The 18,278-nt window shown below is 65.3% G+C and carries 17 protein-coding genes; 5 read left to right on the forward strand and 12 right to left on the reverse strand.

Going from position 1 to position 18,278, the window contains the following annotated elements; translation table 11 throughout:
• Entirely contained in the window at positions 1 to 1,302 is a 1,302-nt protein-coding gene (locus ACXJMY_RS04050) for an MFS transporter (RefSeq protein ID WP_456618035.1), read from the reverse strand.
• A gap of 527 nt (positions 1,303 to 1,829) precedes the next feature.
• Here ACXJMY_RS04050 and ACXJMY_RS04055 point away from each other — a divergent pair.
• Genes ACXJMY_RS04055 through ACXJMY_RS04065 form a run of 3 tightly spaced genes read left to right on the forward strand, consistent with a single transcriptional unit; the run spans position 1,830 to position 5,598 of the window.
• The gene (locus ACXJMY_RS04055; protein ID WP_456618036.1) at positions 1,830 to 3,044 is read left to right on the forward strand and encodes an ABC transporter substrate-binding protein; all 1,215 of its coding nucleotides are present in this window, start codon (positions 1,830 to 1,832) and stop codon (positions 3,042 to 3,044) included.
• Between the two features lie 7 nt (positions 3,045 to 3,051).
• Positions 3,052 to 4,785 (forward strand): FAD-dependent oxidoreductase, encoded by a 1,734-nt coding sequence (locus ACXJMY_RS04060; RefSeq protein ID WP_456618037.1) that lies wholly within the window; start codon positions 3,052 to 3,054, stop codon positions 4,783 to 4,785.
• An 18-nt stretch (positions 4,786 to 4,803) separates the two neighbouring features.
• Entirely contained in the window at positions 4,804 to 5,598 is a 795-nt protein-coding gene (locus ACXJMY_RS04065; RefSeq protein ID WP_456618038.1) for an IclR family transcriptional regulator, read from the forward strand.
• A gap of 185 nt (positions 5,599 to 5,783) precedes the next feature.
• Here the strand turns inward: ACXJMY_RS04065 and ACXJMY_RS04070 are convergent, their stop codons facing one another.
• From ACXJMY_RS04070 to ACXJMY_RS04105, 8 genes are all read right to left on the reverse strand, one after another.
• Positions 5,784 to 6,563, reverse strand: coding sequence for an SDR family NAD(P)-dependent oxidoreductase (locus tag ACXJMY_RS04070; RefSeq protein WP_456618039.1), 780 nt, complete (start codon positions 6,561 to 6,563; stop codon positions 5,784 to 5,786).
• A gap of 57 nt (positions 6,564 to 6,620) precedes the next feature.
• Complete coding sequence (locus ACXJMY_RS04075) at positions 6,621 to 7,211, reverse strand: thiamine pyrophosphate-dependent enzyme (RefSeq protein ID WP_456618040.1); 591 nt, start codon at positions 7,209 to 7,211, stop codon at positions 6,621 to 6,623.
• 5 nt (positions 7,212 to 7,216) lie between these two features.
• Positions 7,217 to 7,777 carry a thiamine pyrophosphate-binding protein gene (locus ACXJMY_RS04080; protein WP_456618041.1) on the reverse strand — a complete coding sequence of 187 codons (561 nt, stop codon included), beginning with the start codon at positions 7,775 to 7,777 and terminating at the stop codon, positions 7,217 to 7,219.
• A gap of 255 nt (positions 7,778 to 8,032) precedes the next feature.
• Positions 8,033 to 8,734, reverse strand: coding sequence for a GntR family transcriptional regulator (locus tag ACXJMY_RS04085; RefSeq protein WP_456618042.1), 702 nt, complete (start codon positions 8,732 to 8,734; stop codon positions 8,033 to 8,035).
• Between the two features lie 108 nt (positions 8,735 to 8,842).
• Positions 8,843 to 9,586 (reverse strand): aspartate/glutamate racemase family protein, encoded by a 744-nt coding sequence (locus ACXJMY_RS04090; RefSeq protein ID WP_456618043.1) that lies wholly within the window; start codon positions 9,584 to 9,586, stop codon positions 8,843 to 8,845.
• Positions 9,587 to 9,595: 9 nt separating this feature from the next.
• A complete protein-coding gene (locus ACXJMY_RS04095) occupies positions 9,596 to 10,861 on the reverse strand; it encodes an NAD(P)/FAD-dependent oxidoreductase (RefSeq protein ID WP_456618044.1) in 1,266 nt (421 codons plus the stop codon).
• A 3-nt stretch (positions 10,862 to 10,864) separates the two neighbouring features.
• Entirely contained in the window at positions 10,865 to 12,526 is a 1,662-nt protein-coding gene (locus tag ACXJMY_RS04100) for a thiamine pyrophosphate-binding protein (protein WP_456618045.1), read from the reverse strand.
• A gap of 147 nt (positions 12,527 to 12,673) precedes the next feature.
• On the reverse strand, positions 12,674 to 13,591 hold the full coding sequence (locus ACXJMY_RS04105; RefSeq protein ID WP_456618046.1) for an NAD(P)-dependent oxidoreductase: 918 nt from the start codon (positions 13,589 to 13,591) through the stop codon (positions 12,674 to 12,676).
• 103 nt (positions 13,592 to 13,694) lie between these two features.
• Here ACXJMY_RS04105 and ACXJMY_RS04110 point away from each other — a divergent pair, with 103 nt between their 5' ends.
• Positions 13,695 to 14,531: a transporter substrate-binding domain-containing protein gene (locus ACXJMY_RS04110; RefSeq protein ID WP_456618047.1), complete on the forward strand. Its 837-nt coding sequence runs from the start codon at positions 13,695 to 13,697 to the stop codon at positions 14,529 to 14,531.
• Positions 14,532 to 14,593: 62 nt separating this feature from the next.
• Entirely contained in the window at positions 14,594 to 15,244 is a 651-nt protein-coding gene (locus ACXJMY_RS04115) for a TetR/AcrR family transcriptional regulator (RefSeq protein WP_456618048.1), read from the forward strand.
• Between the two features lie 285 nt (positions 15,245 to 15,529).
• On the opposite strand, the gene ACXJMY_RS04120 is transcribed toward ACXJMY_RS04115, so the two are convergent.
• The 3 genes from ACXJMY_RS04120 to ACXJMY_RS04130 are packed head-to-tail and all read right to left on the reverse strand — an operon-like array spanning position 15,530 to position 18,256.
• Positions 15,530 to 16,315: an ABC transporter permease gene (locus ACXJMY_RS04120; RefSeq protein ID WP_456618049.1), complete on the reverse strand. Its 786-nt coding sequence runs from the start codon at positions 16,313 to 16,315 to the stop codon at positions 15,530 to 15,532.
• Positions 16,312 to 17,169, reverse strand: a complete 858-nt coding sequence (locus tag ACXJMY_RS04125; protein ID WP_456618050.1) for an ABC transporter permease — start codon at positions 17,167 to 17,169, stop codon at positions 16,312 to 16,314. Before ACXJMY_RS04125 ends, ACXJMY_RS04120 begins: the two co-directional genes overlap by 4 nt.
• Positions 17,170 to 17,197: 28 nt before the next feature.
• Positions 17,198 to 18,256 carry an ABC transporter substrate-binding protein gene (locus tag ACXJMY_RS04130; RefSeq protein WP_456618051.1) on the reverse strand — a complete coding sequence of 353 codons (1,059 nt, stop codon included), beginning with the start codon at positions 18,254 to 18,256 and terminating at the stop codon, positions 17,198 to 17,200.
• Positions 18,257 to 18,278 lie beyond the last annotated feature (22 nt).

The following is an 18,278-nucleotide window of genomic DNA, read 5'->3' on the forward strand; positions in this document are numbered from 1 at the left end:
TCAGGATCTGAGCGAGTCCCGCGCCGTCTCCGGCGCCATCAGGGTCGCGACGATCGTGATGATCGACAGCGCGATGATATAGACCGACACCGCCCATGAGGCGCCGGCCCATGCGAGCAGCGCGGTCGCAATCAGCGGCGAGAAGCCGCCGCTGAGCGCTGCCGCAACATTGGCCCCCAACGAGGCGCCGCTGTAGCGCACCTGGGTGCGGAACAGCTCCGGCATGAACGCAGCCTTCGGCCCGAACAGCAATGCGTGCGTCAGCGTCATCGTGACGACGAGCGCCAGCGTGATCAGCGCCGGCTCCCTGGTGTCGAGGAACCAGAACAGCGGAAACGCCAGCGCCACCGAGAACACGCCGCCGGCGAGATACAGCGCCTTGCGGCCGAAAATATCCGACAGCCAGCCCGCGAGCGGCAGCGTCGCGAACTCGACGATGGCGGCATAGACCACCGCATCCAGGATCACCTGGCGCGGCAAGCCGAGCTTTGTGGTGGCGTAGACCACGGTGAAGACGGTGAGGAGATAAGCGAGCCCGACTTCCGAGACCGTGATGCCGATCGCCAGCAAGAAGCTGCGCCAGTCCCGCCGCAGCACTTCCATCACCGGCTGCGCCAAAACCTCCTTGCGCTCCACGACCTCCTTGAAGTGCGGCGTCTCCGCGAGCTTGAGCCGCACGATGAAGCCGACGCCCACCAGCAAAATGCTGATCAGGAACGGCACGCGCCAACCCCAGCTCAGGAAATCGGCCTCGGGCAGCTTCGTCATCAGGCCAAAGATGCCGGTGGAGGCGGCGACGCCGACGGGAAAGCCGATCTGGACCAGGCTGCCGTAGAAGCCGCGGCGATTGCCCGCATGTTCGACCACCATCACCACGGCGCCGCTCCATTCGCCGCCGAGCCCGATGCCCTGAACGAAGCGCAGGATGATGAGCAGGATCGGCGCCCAGACGCCGATCTGGCTGTAGGTCGGCAGACAGCCGATCAGGAAGGTGCCGAGCCCCATCGCGATCATGGTCACGACCAGCATCTTCTTGCGCCCGAGCCGGTCGCCATAGTGCCCGATGATGGCGCCACCGATCGGGCGCGCGACGAAGCCGACCGCATAGGTCGAGAACGCCGCCAGCGTGCCGACGAAGGGATCGAAGCTCGGAAAGAACAGCTTGTTGAACACGAGCGCGGCGGCCGTGCCGTAGATCAGAAAATCGTACCACTCGATCGCGGTGCCGAGCGCGGCTGCCCACACCACATGCGCCGTCGCCGATCTCTCCGTCGCGCCGGAGACCCCCGTTGCTGCCGTCATGCCCTGCCCCACGATTCCAGGATGGCATCATGGCCAATCGCGGCGACGGTTGCAACCTGTCCGGGTAATGGCTTTCGCCAGGATGACGACGAGCGATTTGCGCGCAACTGCTTCAACGCGGTCATTGCGAGGAGCCCTTGCGACGAAGCAATCCGGACTGTCTCCGCGGAAAGATACTGGATTGCTTCGCTGCGCTCGCAATGACGATCTCGAAACACCGTGTTCAAAGCCATTCTCAGTGTCGTCCCGGCGAAGGCCGGGACCCATAACCACCGAGAGGAGTTTGGCGAAGAACCGCGCTCCGGTACTGCGACCGTCCGGCATCGATAGATCACCCGGTATGGGTCCCGGCCTTCGCCGGGACGACACCGGGAACGTGGCACCAGCGCTCTGTTTGTCCGCAGTCGCGGCGGTCCGGAACCCATCCAAATCCCATATTCGCCATTGACAAATCTATTTGCTAATATCTAACTAGCCGCCAATCCATAACCACCGCGGCAAGCGGACCCAGAAGAGAGGAAACGACGATGAGAGGGCTTTTGGCCTGCGCCATGCTCGCGGCCATGACTTCAGCGGCGATGACGTCCGTGGCCACCGCGCAGGTCTCCGACGACGCGGTGCGGATCGGCGTGCTGACGGATCTGTCGAGCTGGGGGCGCGACAACAGCGGGCCGGGGTCGGTCGAAGCCGCGAAAATGGCGGTCGAGGAGTTCGGGCCGACCGTGCTCGGCAAGCCGATCGAGATCATCAGCGCCGACCACCAGATGAAGACCGACGTCGGCGTGCAGATCGTGCGTGGCTGGTTCGACAACGGCAAGGTCGACGCGGTCGTCGACATCCCGAACTCCGGCATCGCGATCGCGGTCCACAACATGGTGCGCGAGCGCAACAAGATCGCGCTGCTCTCCGGCCCCGGCGCAAGCTCGCTGACCGACGAACTGTGCAGCTCGAACACCGTACACTTCACCTACGACACCTACGCGCTGTCCAAGGTCACAGCCTCGGCCGTGATCAAGGAAGGCGGCAAGTCCTGGTACTTCATCACCGCGGACTATGCCTTTGGCCAGCAGCTCGAAAAGGACGCCACCCGTTTCATCAACGAGATGGGCGGCAAGGTTTTGGGCGGCGTGAAGCATCCGACCAACACGGCCGACTTCTCCTCCTTCGCGCTGCAGGCGCAGAGCTCGAAATCCGACGTGGTCGCGTTCGCGAACGCCGGCCAGGACACCGACAACGCGATCAAGCAGTCCGGCGAGTTCGGCCTGGTGCAGGGTGGCCAGAAGCTCGTCGGCCTGTTGATGTTCGACACTGACGTGCACGCGATCGGCCTGAAGGCGGCCCAGGGCACCTACATGACCACGGCGTCGTACTGGAACATGGACGAGGCGACCCGCGCCTGGTCGAAGAAATTCTACGAGCGCACCAAGGTGATGCCGACCATGATCCAGACCGGGGTCTACGGCTCGGTGCTGCACTATCTCAAGGCCATCAAGGCCGCCGGTACCGACGATCCCGCCAAGGCGATGGCCAAGATGCGCGAGCTGCCGATCGAGGATACATTCGTCCACGGCGGACGCTTGCGCGAGGACGGCCGTGTCATCCGCGACATGTATCTGGCCAAGGTGAAGGCACCCGGGCAGTCCAAGGAGCCCTGGGACTATCTCGACATCGTCAAGACCGTGAAGGGCGAGGACGCCTTCCGCCCGGTCTCCGAGTCCAAATGTCCGCTGCTGAAGAAGTGAGGTCGGCATGATCGGCAACGAGCACAACGCAAGCGAGACCTACGAGTGCGACGTGCTCGTGGCCGGATCCGGCGCCTCCGGCATGTCGGCGGCGATCACCGCGCGTTATCGCGGGCTGGACGTGCTGATCGTCGAGAAGGAGCCGCGCTTCGGCGGCACCACTGCCCGCTCCGGCGGCTGGCTGTGGATTCCCGGCACGTCGCTGGCGCGGGCCTACGGCATCGAGGAGACGCCGGAGCATGCGCGCACTTACTTGCGGCACGAGGCCGGCAACAATTTTGACGCCGCCCGCGTCGATGCTTTCCTCAGCGCCGGCCCCGAGGCGGTCGATTTCTTCACGAGCAAGACCGCGCTGCGCTTCGACATGCCGCTGGTGTTTCCGGACTATCACGCGGAGGCGCCCGGCGGCGCGCAGGGCGGCCGCTCCATGGTGACGCGGCCGTTCGACGGCCGCGAGCTCGGCGACCTCATCAAGACGCTCGGCATGCCGCTTCCGGAGCTCACCGTGTTCGGCATGATGCTCGGTTCGGGCAAGGAGATCATCCATTTCATGCGCGTGACGAAATCGCTGACCTCGGCGGTCTACGTCGCCAAGCGCCTGTCGCGCCATCTGATGGACGTGCTGCGCTACGGCCGCGGCATGACCTTGACCAATGGCAACGCGCTCGCCGGGAGGCTGGCGAAATCCGCGCTCGATCTCAAGATTCCAATGTGGCTGTCCGCGCCGGTGCGCGAGCTGACGGTCGAGAACGGCACGGTGACCGGCGCGATCGTCACCCGCGAGGGCCGCGAGGTACGTGTCCGCGCGCGGCAGGGCGTCGTGCTCGCTTGCGGCGGCTTCCCGCACGACATCGCACGGCGCCAGAAAATGTTTCCGCACGCGCCGACCGGCAACGAGCACTATTCGCCCGGCCCCACCGGCAATACCGGTGACGGCCTGCGCCTCGCGGAAAGTGCCGGTGGCCAGGTCGAGAACCGCTTGCCGAATGCGGCAGCCTGGGTGCCGGTGTCACTGACGACGCGCAAGGACGGTTCGCGCGGCGTGATGCCGCATTTCATCGACCGCGCCAAGCCGGGCGTGATCGCGGTGATGCGCGACGGCAAGCGTTTTGCCAACGAGGGCAATTCCTACCACGACTTCGTCCAGGCCATGGTGAAGKCGGCAAAACCCGGCGAGGAGATCGCGGCCTTCCTCGTCTGCGATCACAAGACGCTGCGGAAATACGGCCTCGGCTGCGTGCCACCCTTCCCGATGCCGCTCGGACATCACCTGAACACCGGCTATCTCATGCGCGGCGACACCCTGGAGGCGCTCGCGGCGCAAGCCGGCATCGACGCCACGGCCTTCGCCGAGACCGTCAAGAAGTTCAATGCGACCGCCCCGCTGGGACACGATGCCGCCTTCGGCAAGGGCTCGAAGGCCTATAACCGCTACCAGGGCGATGCCATGCACGGCCCGAACCCCTGCGTGGCGCCGCTCGAGAACGGCCCGTTCTACGCCATCAAGATGGTGATCGGCGACCTCGGCACCTATGCCGGCATCGTCACTGACGAGAATGCGCGGGCGCTCGACGGCGAGGGCCGCGTCATCCCCGGCCTCTATGCCGCCGGCAACGACATGGCGAGCATCATGGGCGGAAACTATCCCGGCGCCGGCATCACGCTTGGGCCGGCGCTGACCTTCGGCTACATTGCCGGCCGTCATCTTGCCGACAGCGCCGCCAAGCGCAACGCGGCGTAAGCATACGCCAGGAGGCGCATGAAGAGAGAAAGCCGCGGTATCCAGTCGATCGAGGTCGGCGGCGAATTGCTCCGCGCGCTCGCGAGGTGCGGCGAGCCGATGATGCTGCGCGATCTCGCGCGCGAGGCCGGCATGGCGCCGGCCAAGGCGCATCCCTATCTCGCCAGCTTCTCGCGCATCGGGCTGATCGAGCAGGACGAGACCACCGGCCGCTACGAGATCGGCGCGTTGGCGCTCGAGCTCGGCCTGATCAGCCTGCGCCGGCTCTCAGGCGTGCGCATCGCCGGACCGAAGATCGCGACGCTCGCCGCCCAGATCGGTCATGCCGTCTCGCTGGCGGTCTGGGGCACCCATGGCCCAACTGTCGTGCAGCTCGAGGAACCCGGCCAGCCGGTTCACATCGTGATGCGGGCCGGATCGGTGATGGCGCTGCTGGAGACCGCGACCGGCCGGGCGTTTGCGGCCTTCCTGCCGGCGAAGACGATCAACGCCGCGCTCGACAGCGGCCTCGATCGCTTCGGCGTCGGCTACAATCCGAAACGCTCGCCGAAAAGTCCGAAGACTGCCGAGATGCTCGCCGAGGTCCGCAAGCATGGCCTGGCGCGCGCGCTCGGCGATCCCCTCCCCGGTGTCAACGCGTTCTCCGCGCCCGTGTTCGATCACGCCGGCCATGTCGCCTTGGTCATCACCGCGATGGGGCCGGAAGGCACGTTCGATGCGCGCTGGGACAGCCCGATCGCCAATGCCCTGCGCGACTGCGCCGGCGGCATCTCGAAACGGCTGGGACACGGGATGACTGTTGCGGCGGAGTGAAGCTTCACAGCCCAACACAACAACCGCTGTCATGCCCCGCCACCGGGTCTCGCCTCCGGCGAGCCCGATGACAGGCTCCGGCGGGGCATCCAGTACGCCGCGGCGGATCGGTTCAATCGCAGGTGTCACGGCGTACTGGATCGCCCGGTCAAGCCGGGCGATGACAGCAAGGATAGGACGCGCCCCTATTTCTCCTTCACCGGCACCGTGTAGTTCAGGATCAGCCGCCCTCCATCCGGATAGATGGTCTGCCCCGTGATGTAGGACGCATCGTCGCTGGCCAGGAAGGCGACCACGGACGCAACTTCGCTCGGTTCGCCGCCGCGGCCGATCGGGGTGCGCGACAGCACGCCTCTGCGGGCATCTTCGGACGTGTAAATGGCGGAGGTCACCATGTCGGTCAAAATCGTGCCCGGCCCGACCGCGACGACGCGGATGTTGTGCGGGGCCAGCGCGACGGCGGCCACCGAGGTGAGCTGCTTCATGCCGCCCTTGGAGATGGCATAGGTCGCAAGCGTCGGGATCGCCAGCAACGCATTCACCGACGACATGTTGATGATGACCCCGCCGCCGCCCTGCGCGATCATCTGCTTCGCAGCGGCCTGGACGCCGAAGAACGCGCCCTTCAGGTTGATGGCGATGACGTCGTCAAAGTCCTGCTCCGAGATCTCCAGGATGTCCTGGTTGCGGGCGACGCCGGCATTGTTGACCATGATGTCGAGCCGGCCGAACTCCTTCGCGGCGGTCGCAACGAGCTGGTCGACGTCGGTGCGCTTGGCGACATTGCCGACCACGGTACGCAAGGCGTCCGGCCGCCCCAGCTCGGCGGCCGTCGCGGCGAGGCCCTCGGCATCGACGTCCGAGATGACAACCTTGACGCCGTCATCCAAAAATCTCTTCGCACAGGCCTTGCCGATGCCGCGCGCCGCGCCGGTGATGGCGGCGACCTTGCCGGATAGTTTCATGGGTCTCACTCCAGAATAGCTGCTTGCGGCGAACCTATTCCGGGCAAGGGCCTCAGCTCAAGCCGCCGCAAATCCGAGATGAGCACGGAACCGGTTCTTGATAAAGACGGCATCGCGCGAGGGCAGCGAGCGCGGCGGATTTTCCGCGGCCACCTTGATGACGAAGAGTCGCGGACCCTGGCCCGGCTCGGCGATCCCTGCGGCGAGGCGTTCCACCTCCTCGGGCGTCCGCGCGGTTCCGGTTGCGGCAAAACCGCAGGCCGCGGCAATCGCCGTGAGATCGACGCCGCGCCCGGTGTGGCTCGCCTGCATCCCGGTCTCGCCGAAATGCTGGTTGTCGATCACGACGATGTCGAGATTGCGCGGACGGGCGACGCCGATGGTGGCGATGCCGCCGAGCCCCATGAGCTGTTCGCCATCTCCAGTCAGGGCGAGCACGCGCTTGCCGGGCTGGGCTTGCGCCAGCCCGAGCCCGATCAGCGCGGCGCCGCCCATCGCGCCCCAGAGATAGAAATTGCCGTCATGGTCGCCGACCGAATGCAGGTCATAGGTGGGCGAGCCGAGGCCGGAGACGACCAGCGTATCCTTGCGGTTCTTGAGAAGAGCCGCGACGGCGACCCGGCGATCGAGTTGAGCAGGACCAGACATCGACATCACCACTTCTTCTTGCCGACCAGGCGCTGTCCGATCAGCACCGCGACCTGTTGATCGGATTCGTAGGCGAGCGCAGCTGCGGATTCGACGGTCTCGACCAGATCTTCCGGCGTCTCCGCGCGCATCACCTTCAGCCCGATCGCCTCCAGCGAGGGCTGCGTCGCCCGGCTCATCGGCACCTGCCAGGGATTGAACTCGGCCCACTCGCCGCGCATCGTCACCAGCATCAGCAGCGGAAAGCGGCCTATCGCCGAGAGCGACAGCATGTTGATGCAATTGCCGACGCCGCTCGACTGCATCAGCAGCACGCTGCGCTGGCCGCCGAGCCAGGCGCCCGCGGCAATGGCGATGCCCTCCTCTTCCGTGGTCAGCACATTGGTGGTGACATCACGGTCGGCCGAGAACATGCGGATGAGCTGGCTGTGGCCGGCATCCGGCACGTAGGACATCTGCCTGACGTCGGCGGCTTTCAGGATGCGATAGAGCGCGGACGGCCAGTCGTCACTGCTGCGCGCTTCGGGATGGGGTTGAGGGCTGTGCACCGCGTGTCTCCGTGACATTCGGGAGGCACGCTAGCCATGTTCCTGCGCGAAAGCTCTGACCGTCTGGCACGACCAGATATCGAGGGATTGTATAGCTGCTGTTGGCGGCAGCGGCAGTGCCTCTGCTCCCTCGCCCCGCTTACGGGGAGAGGGTGGGGTGAGGGGCTCTCTCCATACGAGGAGTCTACCGATAGACCTGTACCCCCTCACCCGGATTGCATCTTCGATGCAATCCGACCTCCCCCCGCAAGCGGGGCGAGGTGAAGAAGAACCTCAATTCGCCGCGGACCTCGTCGCCGGCATATAAATCTGCGCGTAGCCTTCCTTGATCGCGGACGTGATGCGATCTAGCCGCCGGTCGATGTGCTTTTCCAGCACGGAGACGCACCTGTCCTCGTCGCGCACCTTCAGCCCCTCGACCACGGCGCGGTGCTCGGCCTGGGTGTTGGAGCGGTTGATGCTGTCCATGTCGATCCAGCGCACGAAGCGGATGCGGGCGTTGACGTTGCGCAGCACGCGCAGCATCTCGGCGTTGTTCGACATTGCCATCAGCCGCTCGTGAAAGGTCTCGTCGAGCTCGACCAGTTCCACCGACGTGCGCTCGCCGGGATCTGGACCGGTGGCTTCGAGGAACTTCAGCAGCGCGTCGATGTCTTCATCCTTGGCGCGCTTGATGGCGAGGCGAACCGAAGCGACCTCGATCGACTTGCGCAATTCGTAGAGATCGAAGATCTCGTGCGCGTCGAGCTCGCGGCAGAAGAAGCCCTTGCCCGGCGTGAAGCGCAGGAAGCCTTCGGTGTTGAGACGGTTGAGCGCCTCGCGCAGCGGCGTGCGGCTGACGCCGAGTCGTTTGGCCAGCTCGCCTTCATTGAGCCGCTCGCCCGGCTTGAACTCATAGCTCACGGCCATGGCCTTGAGCTGTTCATAGACGCGATCGACGATGCTATCGGAAGCCAGTTCCACGTTGCTCTTCATAAGCTGCATTCATGCCCGAACACAATTCAATATACCGGGGCTGAACGGACGATGGCAATGCAAACGACAGCTTAGGCGCGTTTGTTCAGAGCTTTGCGACGATCGGAATCAGGCAAAGACGCGCGGGCGCAGTCCCGCATGAAACCAGGTGATCATGGAATAGATGTCATAGACAGGCAATCCGACCTCGGCCTGAAGTGCCGCCGCATAAGGCGGCATATTGGTGCATTCGAGCACGATGGCGCCGACATCCGGATTTTTGGCGACGAGCTCCTTGCCGGCCTCGACCACGTCACGCTCGGCCTGCGCGATGTCCATATCGTCCTTCTCGGCCTTGATCAGAACGCGAAAGAACTCCTTGCCGTTCTCGGTGCCGACCAGCGGCGTGTCGAGCGGCACGCCGGCGCCTTCGAGATGGGCCGGCGTCAGCGTCGAGCCCGACACCGTGACGAGGCCGACGCGTTTGCCGGGCGGCAGGGTCGCCTGCACCCATGGCACCTGCATCAGCGACGAAGTCGCCACCGGCACGCCGACAGCGGCTGCAATCTCCTTCTGGAACAGCGAGAGGAAGCCGCAATTGGTGGTGATCGCCTCGGCCCCCAGCCGCACCAGGTCCTTCGCCGCATCGATGAAGTCGGGCAACAGGCCTGCCGCGCCCTTCAGCACGACCTTCTCCGGCGAGGCCCCGCTCACCACGCGATAGAGCACGGGGAACGGCCAGGTCGTGCCGTTGCCCATGTCGCCGGGAATGCGCGGGAAGCGCGCTTCCAGCATCAGGATACCGAGCGGCGCGCCGTAGATGGCCTTGCCGCCACGGGCGATGCGGGAGGATGAGTTGGCTGGAGAGGTCATGGTGCGGTCTCAGAGGAAACGATCGGGCGCGAACGGCGCCAGCGGAATTTCCGGCGCCTTGCCGCTCAGGAGCTGGGCGACGAGACGGCCGGTACGGGCGGAGCCGACCAGGCCGACATGACCGTGGCCGAAGGCATAGACGATGTCGCGCGAAGCCCGCGCGTAACCGATGCAGGGCCGCCCGTCCGGCATGCTCGGCCGATGGCCGAACCAGGTTTTGATGCGCGAGGCCGGAATATCTTTCGGCAGCTTCGGGAACATGCTGAAGAGATGATCGCGCAAAATCTCGGCGCGCTTCCAGTTCGGCGCGGCCTCGAGGCCGGCGATCTCGACGGTGCCTGCGGCGCGCAAGCCCTTGTCGGTCCAGTTCACCACCATCTTGGCGTCGGATGCCATGATCGAGCTGCGCGGGCCTGATTCCGGATTCTCGATCATGACGTGATAGCCGCGCTCTGTCTCGAGCGGCAGGGGATCGCCGACCGATGCGGTGAGCTGCCTGGACCGCGCCCCCGCGGCGACCACTGCGGCATCGCAAGCGATCTCGCCGGTCTCGGTGAGGACCGCCACGAGCTTGTTGCCGTTGAGCTTGAGCCCTGTCGCCCTGGCGCGCACGTGCTTGGCGCCACCTGCGAAAGCATGTTGCGCAAGAGCTGCGACATAAGCCCCGGGATCGCGGCAGCGCCCGGCTTCCTCCACCACCACGCCAAAGCTGTAGCGTGGATGCAGGTCCGGCTCGCGCTGACGCATCTCGTCGGCATTGAGCTCCAGCCACGCGACCCCGACCTTCTTGCGCAGGCGCCAGCCGAGATCGTTGTCGAAATTGCCGCGCGACGGAAAGGCATGCATCAGGCCGTTGCGCTCGATCAGCTCCGGGACGCCGGCCTCCTCCGCGAGCTTCCTGTGCAGCAGCGGCGCGTCCTTCAGCAGGTCGCGCAACGCGAACGCCGTCTTTTCGACCCGCGCCTCGGTCCAGCCCGAGAGCAGGTACTTGATCAGCCAGGGCAAGGCCTTCGGCAGATACGACCAGCGGATCGCGAGCGGGCCGAGCGGGTCCATCAGATAGAACGGCACCTTCTTCCAGATGCCAGGTTCCGCCGGCGGGATCACCGAATGCGACGACAGCCAGCCGGCATTGCCATAGCTCGCCGCCTGTTCGCCGCCGGGCTCGCCCGGATCGATCAGCGTGACGCGATGACCCTCGCGCAACGCCTCGATGGCGCTGATCACGCCGACCGCACCGGCTCCGATGATCGCGACGTGGCGGCCGGTCGCCATCGCTTACGCCTTCACCGCGGGCGCAAAATCCTTGCCGACCGAGATCGCGCGCGGATCGATGATGCAGTGGAGGATCGACGGCTTGCCCGAGGCCAGCGCGCGCTCGAATGCCGGCGCAAACTCCTCGGTGCGCTCGACCCGCTCGCCATGCCCGCCGAAGGCTTTTGCGTACATCGCAAAATCCGGGTTCTTGAGCTGGGTGCCGACGACGCGGCCGGGATAGTCGCGCTCCTGGTGCATGCGGATGGTACCGTATTGCGAATTGTCGACGACGATGACGACCAGCGGCGCGTCGTACTGCACGGCGGTCGCGAATTCCTGGCCGTTCATCAGGAAACAGCCGTCGCCGGCGAAGGCGACGACGGTACGATCCGGATATTGCCGTTTTGCCAACACCGCCGCCGGCACGCCATAGCCCATCGAGCCCGAGGTCGGCGCGAGCTGGGCGGCAAAGCTGTGGAAGCGGTGATGGCGATGGATCCAGCCGGCATAATTGCCGGCGCCGTTGCAGACGATCGCGTCCTTGGGCAGGCGGTCGCGCAGCCAGGTCATGACCTGACCATACTGGAACGTGCCCGGCAGCTCGCGCGCCTTTTCGGTCCAGGCCAGATAATCGGCATGCGCCTTGGCGGCCTCGCCCTTCCAGGCAACCGCGCCGGCAGGTTTCAGCGTCTCGACGGCGGCGGCAAACGCGGCGGGCGTCGCCTGGATCGCGAGCTCCGGCTGATAGATGCGGCCAAGCTCTTCGGAGCCGGGATGCACGTGGATCAGCTTCTGCTGCGGCGTCGGAATATCGAGCAGCGTGTAGGACGACGACGGCATCTCCGACATCCGGCCGCCGATGAGCAGGATGACATCGGCGCCGTCGACGCGGGCTTTCAAGCCCGGGCTCGGCCCGATGCCGAGATCGCCGGCATAGTGCGAATGATCGGCGTCGATCAGCGAGGCGCGGCGGAACGAGGTCGCGACCGGCAGGTCGAACCGCTCGGCAAAGCGCGCGATGCTCTTGGTCGCCTCGTCGGTCCAGCGCGAGCCGCCGAGAATGACCAGCGGCGCCTTGGCGCTGGCGAGCATGGCGCCGACGCGCTCGATATCTGACGGCGCCGGCCAGCTCACCGCCGGCTCGATGCGCATCGCGTCGGCCACCGCCGCGGTCTCGGTCAGCATGTTCTCCGGCAAGGAAATCACCACGGGACCGGGACGGCCCTGCATGGCGACGCGGAAGGCGCGCGCCACCAGCTCCGGAATGCGATCGGGACGGTCGATCTCGACCGCCCATTTCGCCATGGTGCCGAACACCGCCTTGTAGTCGAGCTCCTGGAACGCCTCGCGCTCGCGCATGCCGATGTCGACCTGGCCCACGAACAGGATCATCGGCGTCGAATCCTGCATCGCGATGTGGACGCCATGGCTAGCATTGGTCGCGCCGGGGCCGCGGGTGACGAAGCAGACGCCGGGGCGCCCGGTGAGCTTACCATAGGCCTCCGCCATCATGGCGGCGCCGCCTTCGGCGCGGCAGATCATGACGTCGATCGGGCTGTCATGCAGCGCGTCGAGCGCTGCGAGATAGCTCTCGCCCGGCACGCAGGTGACGCGGTCGACACCTTGAGCGACCAGTTGATCGATCAGGATCTGGCCCCCGGTGCGGGTGTTACGAATGGTCATGACAGCTCCCTGCAGGCTTTGGCGACACTTTCGAGCGCCTCGCGATAATTTCGTTCGCAGGTGGCGTAGGACAGGCCGACAGGAGGTGCAAGATCGAAAGGCTTCCCGCTCCCTGCGCAGGCGTCATGCCCGCCCCTGCTGTTTGCACTACCGCCCATTCGCCATGATGCGGCGGCAATGATCGAGCGCGGCGCCGATGAGGTTGTCGCTCGCCTCCGGCGTGCGGAACGCCGAATGCGCCGACAGCGTCACGTTCGGCAGCCTGGTGAGCGGATGCCCGGCCGGCAGCGGCTCGACGGTGAAGACGTCGAGGCCCGCATGGGCAATGTGGCCCGAGCGCAGCGCATCACACATCGCGTCCTCGTCGACGACGGCGCCGCGCGCGGTGTTGATCAGGATGCTGCCCGGACGCATCATGGCGATGCGCTCGCGGGACAGGAAACCCTTGGTGTCGTCGTTGAGGAGCAAATGCAACGAGACGACGTGGCTCTTTGCGAGGAGCCTCTCCAGCGGGACGAATTCGACGCCGGCATGCGTCTTCGGCGATCTGTTCCAGGCGATCACCTTCATGCCGCAGCCAAGCGCCATGCGCGCGGCTTCCGCCGCGATGCCGCCGAAGCCGATCAGGCCGAGGGTCTTGCCGGTGAGCTGCACCGCGTCGCGGCGCAGCCAGTTGCCCTCGCGCATGCCGCGATCCATCTCGCCAAAGCTCTTGGCCGAAGCCCACATCAGGGCGATCGCGCATTCGGCCACCGCGGTGTCGCCATAGCCCTTGATGGTGTGAACCGCGATGCCGTGCTGGCTCAGCTCGTCCGGATTCATGTAGCTGCGCGCGCCGGTGCCGAGGAAGACGACGTGCTTCAGCTTGGTGCACTTGGCCGCAATCGCGGTCGGCACCGCGGTGTGATCGACGATCATGATCTCGACGCCGTCGAGCAGGCCGGGCAGGTCGTCGGGCTTGATCGACGGGTTGCGGTTGATGCCGACCGAAAGGTTGGTGCCGCGCAGCAGCTTTTCAGTCACGGTAGCAAGGGTGTCGTTGGCGTCGACAAAAAGGGCGCGCACGGCTTCTCTTTCATGCTCGGCAGAAGAAATACTGTCTTGCATTTTATCCTGAATACAAGAATAGTCCAGAAGCCGGGCTGAATCTCTTCAGGAGCAACTGCCCATGAATCGCAGGGACGCACTTACCACCGTCGCGCTCGCCGGCGCGGCAATGGCCGCGGCCGGTTCGGCCAAGGCCGACACCGCGCCGACCTCCACGCTCGACCGCATCAAGAAAAGCGGCGTGCTGCGAATCGCCGTCATCGCCGGCCAGGATCCCTATTTCCACAAGGATCTCGCCACCAATCAATGGTCGGGCGCCTGCATCGACATGGCGAACGACATCGCCGGCAAGCTCGGCGCCAAGGTCGAGACGCTGGAATCGACCTGGGGCAACCAGATCCTCGACCTTCAGGCCGAGAAGATCGATCTCGCCTTCGCCGTGAATCCGACGCCCGAGCGCGCGCTGGTCATCGACTTCTCCTCGCCCATCCTGGTGCACTCCTTCACCGTCATCACCAAGAAGGGTTTTGCCAAGCCGCAAACCTGGGCGGAGATCAACAAGCCCGAGGTCAAGATCGCCGTCGACATCGGCTCGACCCATGAGACGATCGCGCGCCGTTATTGCCCCAAGGCGACGATCCTCGGCTTCAAGGAGCGCAACGAGGCGATCCTCGCGGTATCCACCGGGCGCGCGGACTGCAACATATCGCTGGCGGTGCTTTCCGTGGCGACCCTGAAGAAGAACCCGACGCTCGGCGAGCTTGCGGTACCGCGACCACTGCTCACGCTGCCGACCAATCTGGGCATCCGTGCCGAAGGCGACCGGCGCTACAAGGACTTCCTCAGCGCCTGGGCCGACTACAACCGCGCGCTTGGCCAGACCCGCGAATGGATGCTCAAGGCCTTTGAGACCATCGGCCTCAGCGCGGACGACATTCCCGGCGAAATCCAGTTCTGACGGCTTTGTCGTTCGGGTTGCCGCGCCCCCGGTTTCCATGGAAACTGGCGGGAGAAACAGCGATGCCCGAGCGCATGCCGCCCCCATCGAAGCGCACCAACGACCCCGAGCGCACCAAGCGCGACATCCTCGAAGTGGCGATGGCCGAATTCGCCTCGGAAGGCTATTCCGGCGCGCGCGTCGATGCGATCGCGGCGCGGATGCGCACATCGAAGCGGATGATCTATTACTATTTCGGCGGCAAGGAGCAGCTCTACCTCGCGGTGCTGGAGGAGGCCTATCGCAGCATCCGCGCGCTGGAGGACCAGCTCGACATCGCAAGCTGCGACGCGCGCGAGGGACTGCGCCGGCTGATCCAGGCGACCTTCGACCATGACGAGCGCAACCCGAACTTCATCCGCCTCGTCTCGATCGAGAACATCCACCACGGCAAGCACCTGAAGCAGAATTTGCCACTGCGCCAGCTCAACGCCAGCGTGATCGCGACGCTCGACGGCATCCTCGAGCGCGGCCGCGACGAAGGCGTCTTCCGCGACGACGTCGACGCCATCGACCTGCACCTGGCCATCAGCTCCTACTGCTTCTTCCGCGTCGCCAACCGCCACACTTTTGGCGCGCTGTTCGACCGCGATCTGAGCGAGCCGAAGGTGCTGGCGAAGAGCCGGACGCAGATCGTGGAGATGATCTTGGCGTGGCTGGGGGCGAAGGGGTGAGGGACGGTGCCATAACCGGGGACCCGTAGCCTGCATGAGCGAAACGACATGCGGGGCCGGTTGTCCCGGATATCGCTTCGCTCATCCGGGCTACGCCGCTGCGCGCCGCAGACGAAAGCCGGCCGCCATATATTCGGTGTCGTCCTGGCGAAAGCCAGGACCCATTTCCACCGAGCGTAATTTGGCGAAGACTCGGGGTTACCAGCTCGCGCTACGACATCTCCCTGGGGTAATGGGTCCTGGCTTTCGCCAGGAAGACGTGAAGAGACACCGCGCAGACGAAGCTCACCCGCCCTTCTTCCCCCGCGCGCTCGCCAGCAGCACCAGCATGAAGGAAGCCGCCGTCATCAGCGTCGAGATCGCGGCGATGGTCGGGTCGATCTCGTCGCGGAGCGCGGTGAACATGCGCTTGGTCAGCGGCTGATACTGGCCGCCGGAGATGAACAGCGCCACGATGGTCTCGTCCATCGCCGAGATGAAGGCGAAGATGCCGCCGGCGACCACGCTGGACTTGACCTGCGGCAGCGTCACCGCGAAGAAGCTGCGCAGGCGGTTCATCCCTAAGCTGCGCGCCACCATCTCCTGCGCCGGATCGAAGCTCTGCAAGCCCGCCAGCACCGAAATGATGACGTATGGCAGGCCCAGCATCACGTTGGCGAGCACGAGGCCCGGCAGGGTCGCGACGAGGCCGACCTTGGCATAGACGAAGAAGATGCCGACGGCGGTGATGATGATCGGCACCACCAGCGGCAACAGCAGCATCATGTGGATGATCCGCATGATACGCAGCTTCGACTGGCTGATGGCATAGGCGGCGGCAACCCCGAGCGGCGTCGCGATCAGGACGGTCAGCAGCGCGACTGTCAGCGTCACCCGCGTCGCCTGCATCCAGGCCGGGTTGGAAAAATACTGCTGATACCAGCGCAGCGAGAAGGACGGCGGCGGGAAGGTCAGGAAGCGCGCGCTGGAGAACGAGATCGGCACGATGATCAGCACCGGCAGGATCAGATAGACCAGCACTAGGGCGCTGATCACATACAGAGCGATCCTTGCGGGCGACACGCGCGTCATTTCTGCCCCAATATGCGATCGAGCGAAATGAAGCGGCTGACGACGAGGAAGATCAGGAGCACGCTGACGAGCAGCACCACCGCGACCGCGCTCGCCGCGCCAAACTGGTTGTAGAGCTCGACATTGCGGCTCACCAGCATTGACACCATCACCGTACGGCCGCCGCCGAGCAGTTCCGGCGTGATGTAGAAGCCGAGGCAGAGCACGAACACCATGGTGCAGCCCGCGAGCACGCCCGGCAGCGACAGCGGCAGGAAGACGCGGACGAAGGTCAGCGACGGGCTCGCACCCAGGCTGGCGCCGGCCTGCATGAGATCGCCGGGGATTTTCTGCATGGTCGCATAGAGCGGCAGCACCATGAACGGCAGCAGAATGTGCACGGTCGCCACCACCGTGCCAAAAGTGTTGTGGACCAGCGCGAGCGGTTCGGAGATCACATCGAGATAGCGCAACAGCTGGTTGATCACGCCGGTGCGCTGGAGCAGCGCCAGCCAGGCATAGGCCCGCACCAGCACGCTGGTCCAGAACGGCAGCACGACCAGCGACAGGATCAGGATGCTCCAGCCTTTCGGCACGGCGTTGGCGAGATAGGCCACGGGATAGCCGAGCAGCAGCGCGAACAAGGTGACCGCGAGGCTGATCTCGAAGGTCAGCGCAAAGCTGCGCCAATAGATGTCCTCGGTGAAGATGCGGCGATAGTTCTCCAGCGTGAAGCCGTCATGGTAGATCGACTGCCAGGCCAGCCAGCCGACCGGCAGCACGATCAGCAGCAGAATCACGAGCAGCGCCGGCGACGCCAAGGCCAGCATCAGCCCGTGCTCGCGGCGCTGATGCTTTTGCGATGAATCCGGCATGGATGTCGTCACCACTGCCTCGCTTCGCTTACTTCTGCATGAACGACGCCCAGCGCTTCTCGGCCGCCTCGCCCGCCGGCGACGACCACCAGGCATAGGACATCAGCGCCTGTTTGGCCGCATTGGCCGGCTCGCTCGGCAGTTGCGCGGCGCGCTCCGGCTTGATCACGTTGGTCTCGAACGCCTTGGGATTGCCTGGACCGTAGTCGATGTGGAGCGGCAGATTGGCCTGGTGCACGGGATCGACGGCCTCGTTGAGGAATTTCACTGCCGCGTCGAGATTCGGCGCGCCCTTGAGGATGCAGAGCGAGGTGCTCTGCAAAATGCCCTGGTTGTAGGTGAAGGACACTTTTGCGCCCTCCTTGGCGACGGCGCTGACGCGGCCGTTCCAGGCCATCTCCATGTCGACCTCGCCGTCATTGAGGAGCTGCGCCGACTGCGCGCCGGAGGTCCACCACACCGTGATATGCGGCTTGATCTCCTCCAGCTTCTTGAAGGCGCGGTCGACGTCGAGCGGATAGAGCTTGTCCGGCGCAACGCCGTCGGCCATCAGCGCCGCCTCGAGCGTCGCGAACGGGTGGTTGCGCAGCGCGCGGCGGCCGGGAAATTTTTTCACGTCCCAGAAATCCGCCCAACTGTTCGGCGCGTCTTTCGGAAAGGTCTTCTGGCTGTAGGCCAGCACGCTGGAATAGAACTCGTAGGACACCGAATAGGGGCTGCGATAGGCCTCCGGCATCGCTGCGCCGTTTGGAATCTTCGAGAAGTCCAATTTCTCGATCAGCCCCTGCTCGCCGCCGCGCAGGCAGTTGCCAGTGGGGGTGTCGACAACGTCCCAGATCGGCTTGCCGCTGCCGACCTGGGTCTTGATCGCGGGCCAGGCGTCGGGGATGGAATCCTGGTTGATGGTGATGCCGAGCTTCTTGGCGGAAGGATCGAGGATCGCCACCGTCTGCGCCTGCTGATAGGCGCCGCCTTGCGAGACGAAGGTGATCTGTTCGGCGGCGTTGGCCGCGGTGCCGGCCAACGCAATCGCACCGCACGAAGCGCCCAACAGGGCGTAGCCAAATCTGAAGTGCCGTATCGTCATCCTCACCTCCTCTGTCGCCAAA

Source organism: Bradyrhizobium sp. P5_C12 (assembly GCF_054049735.1).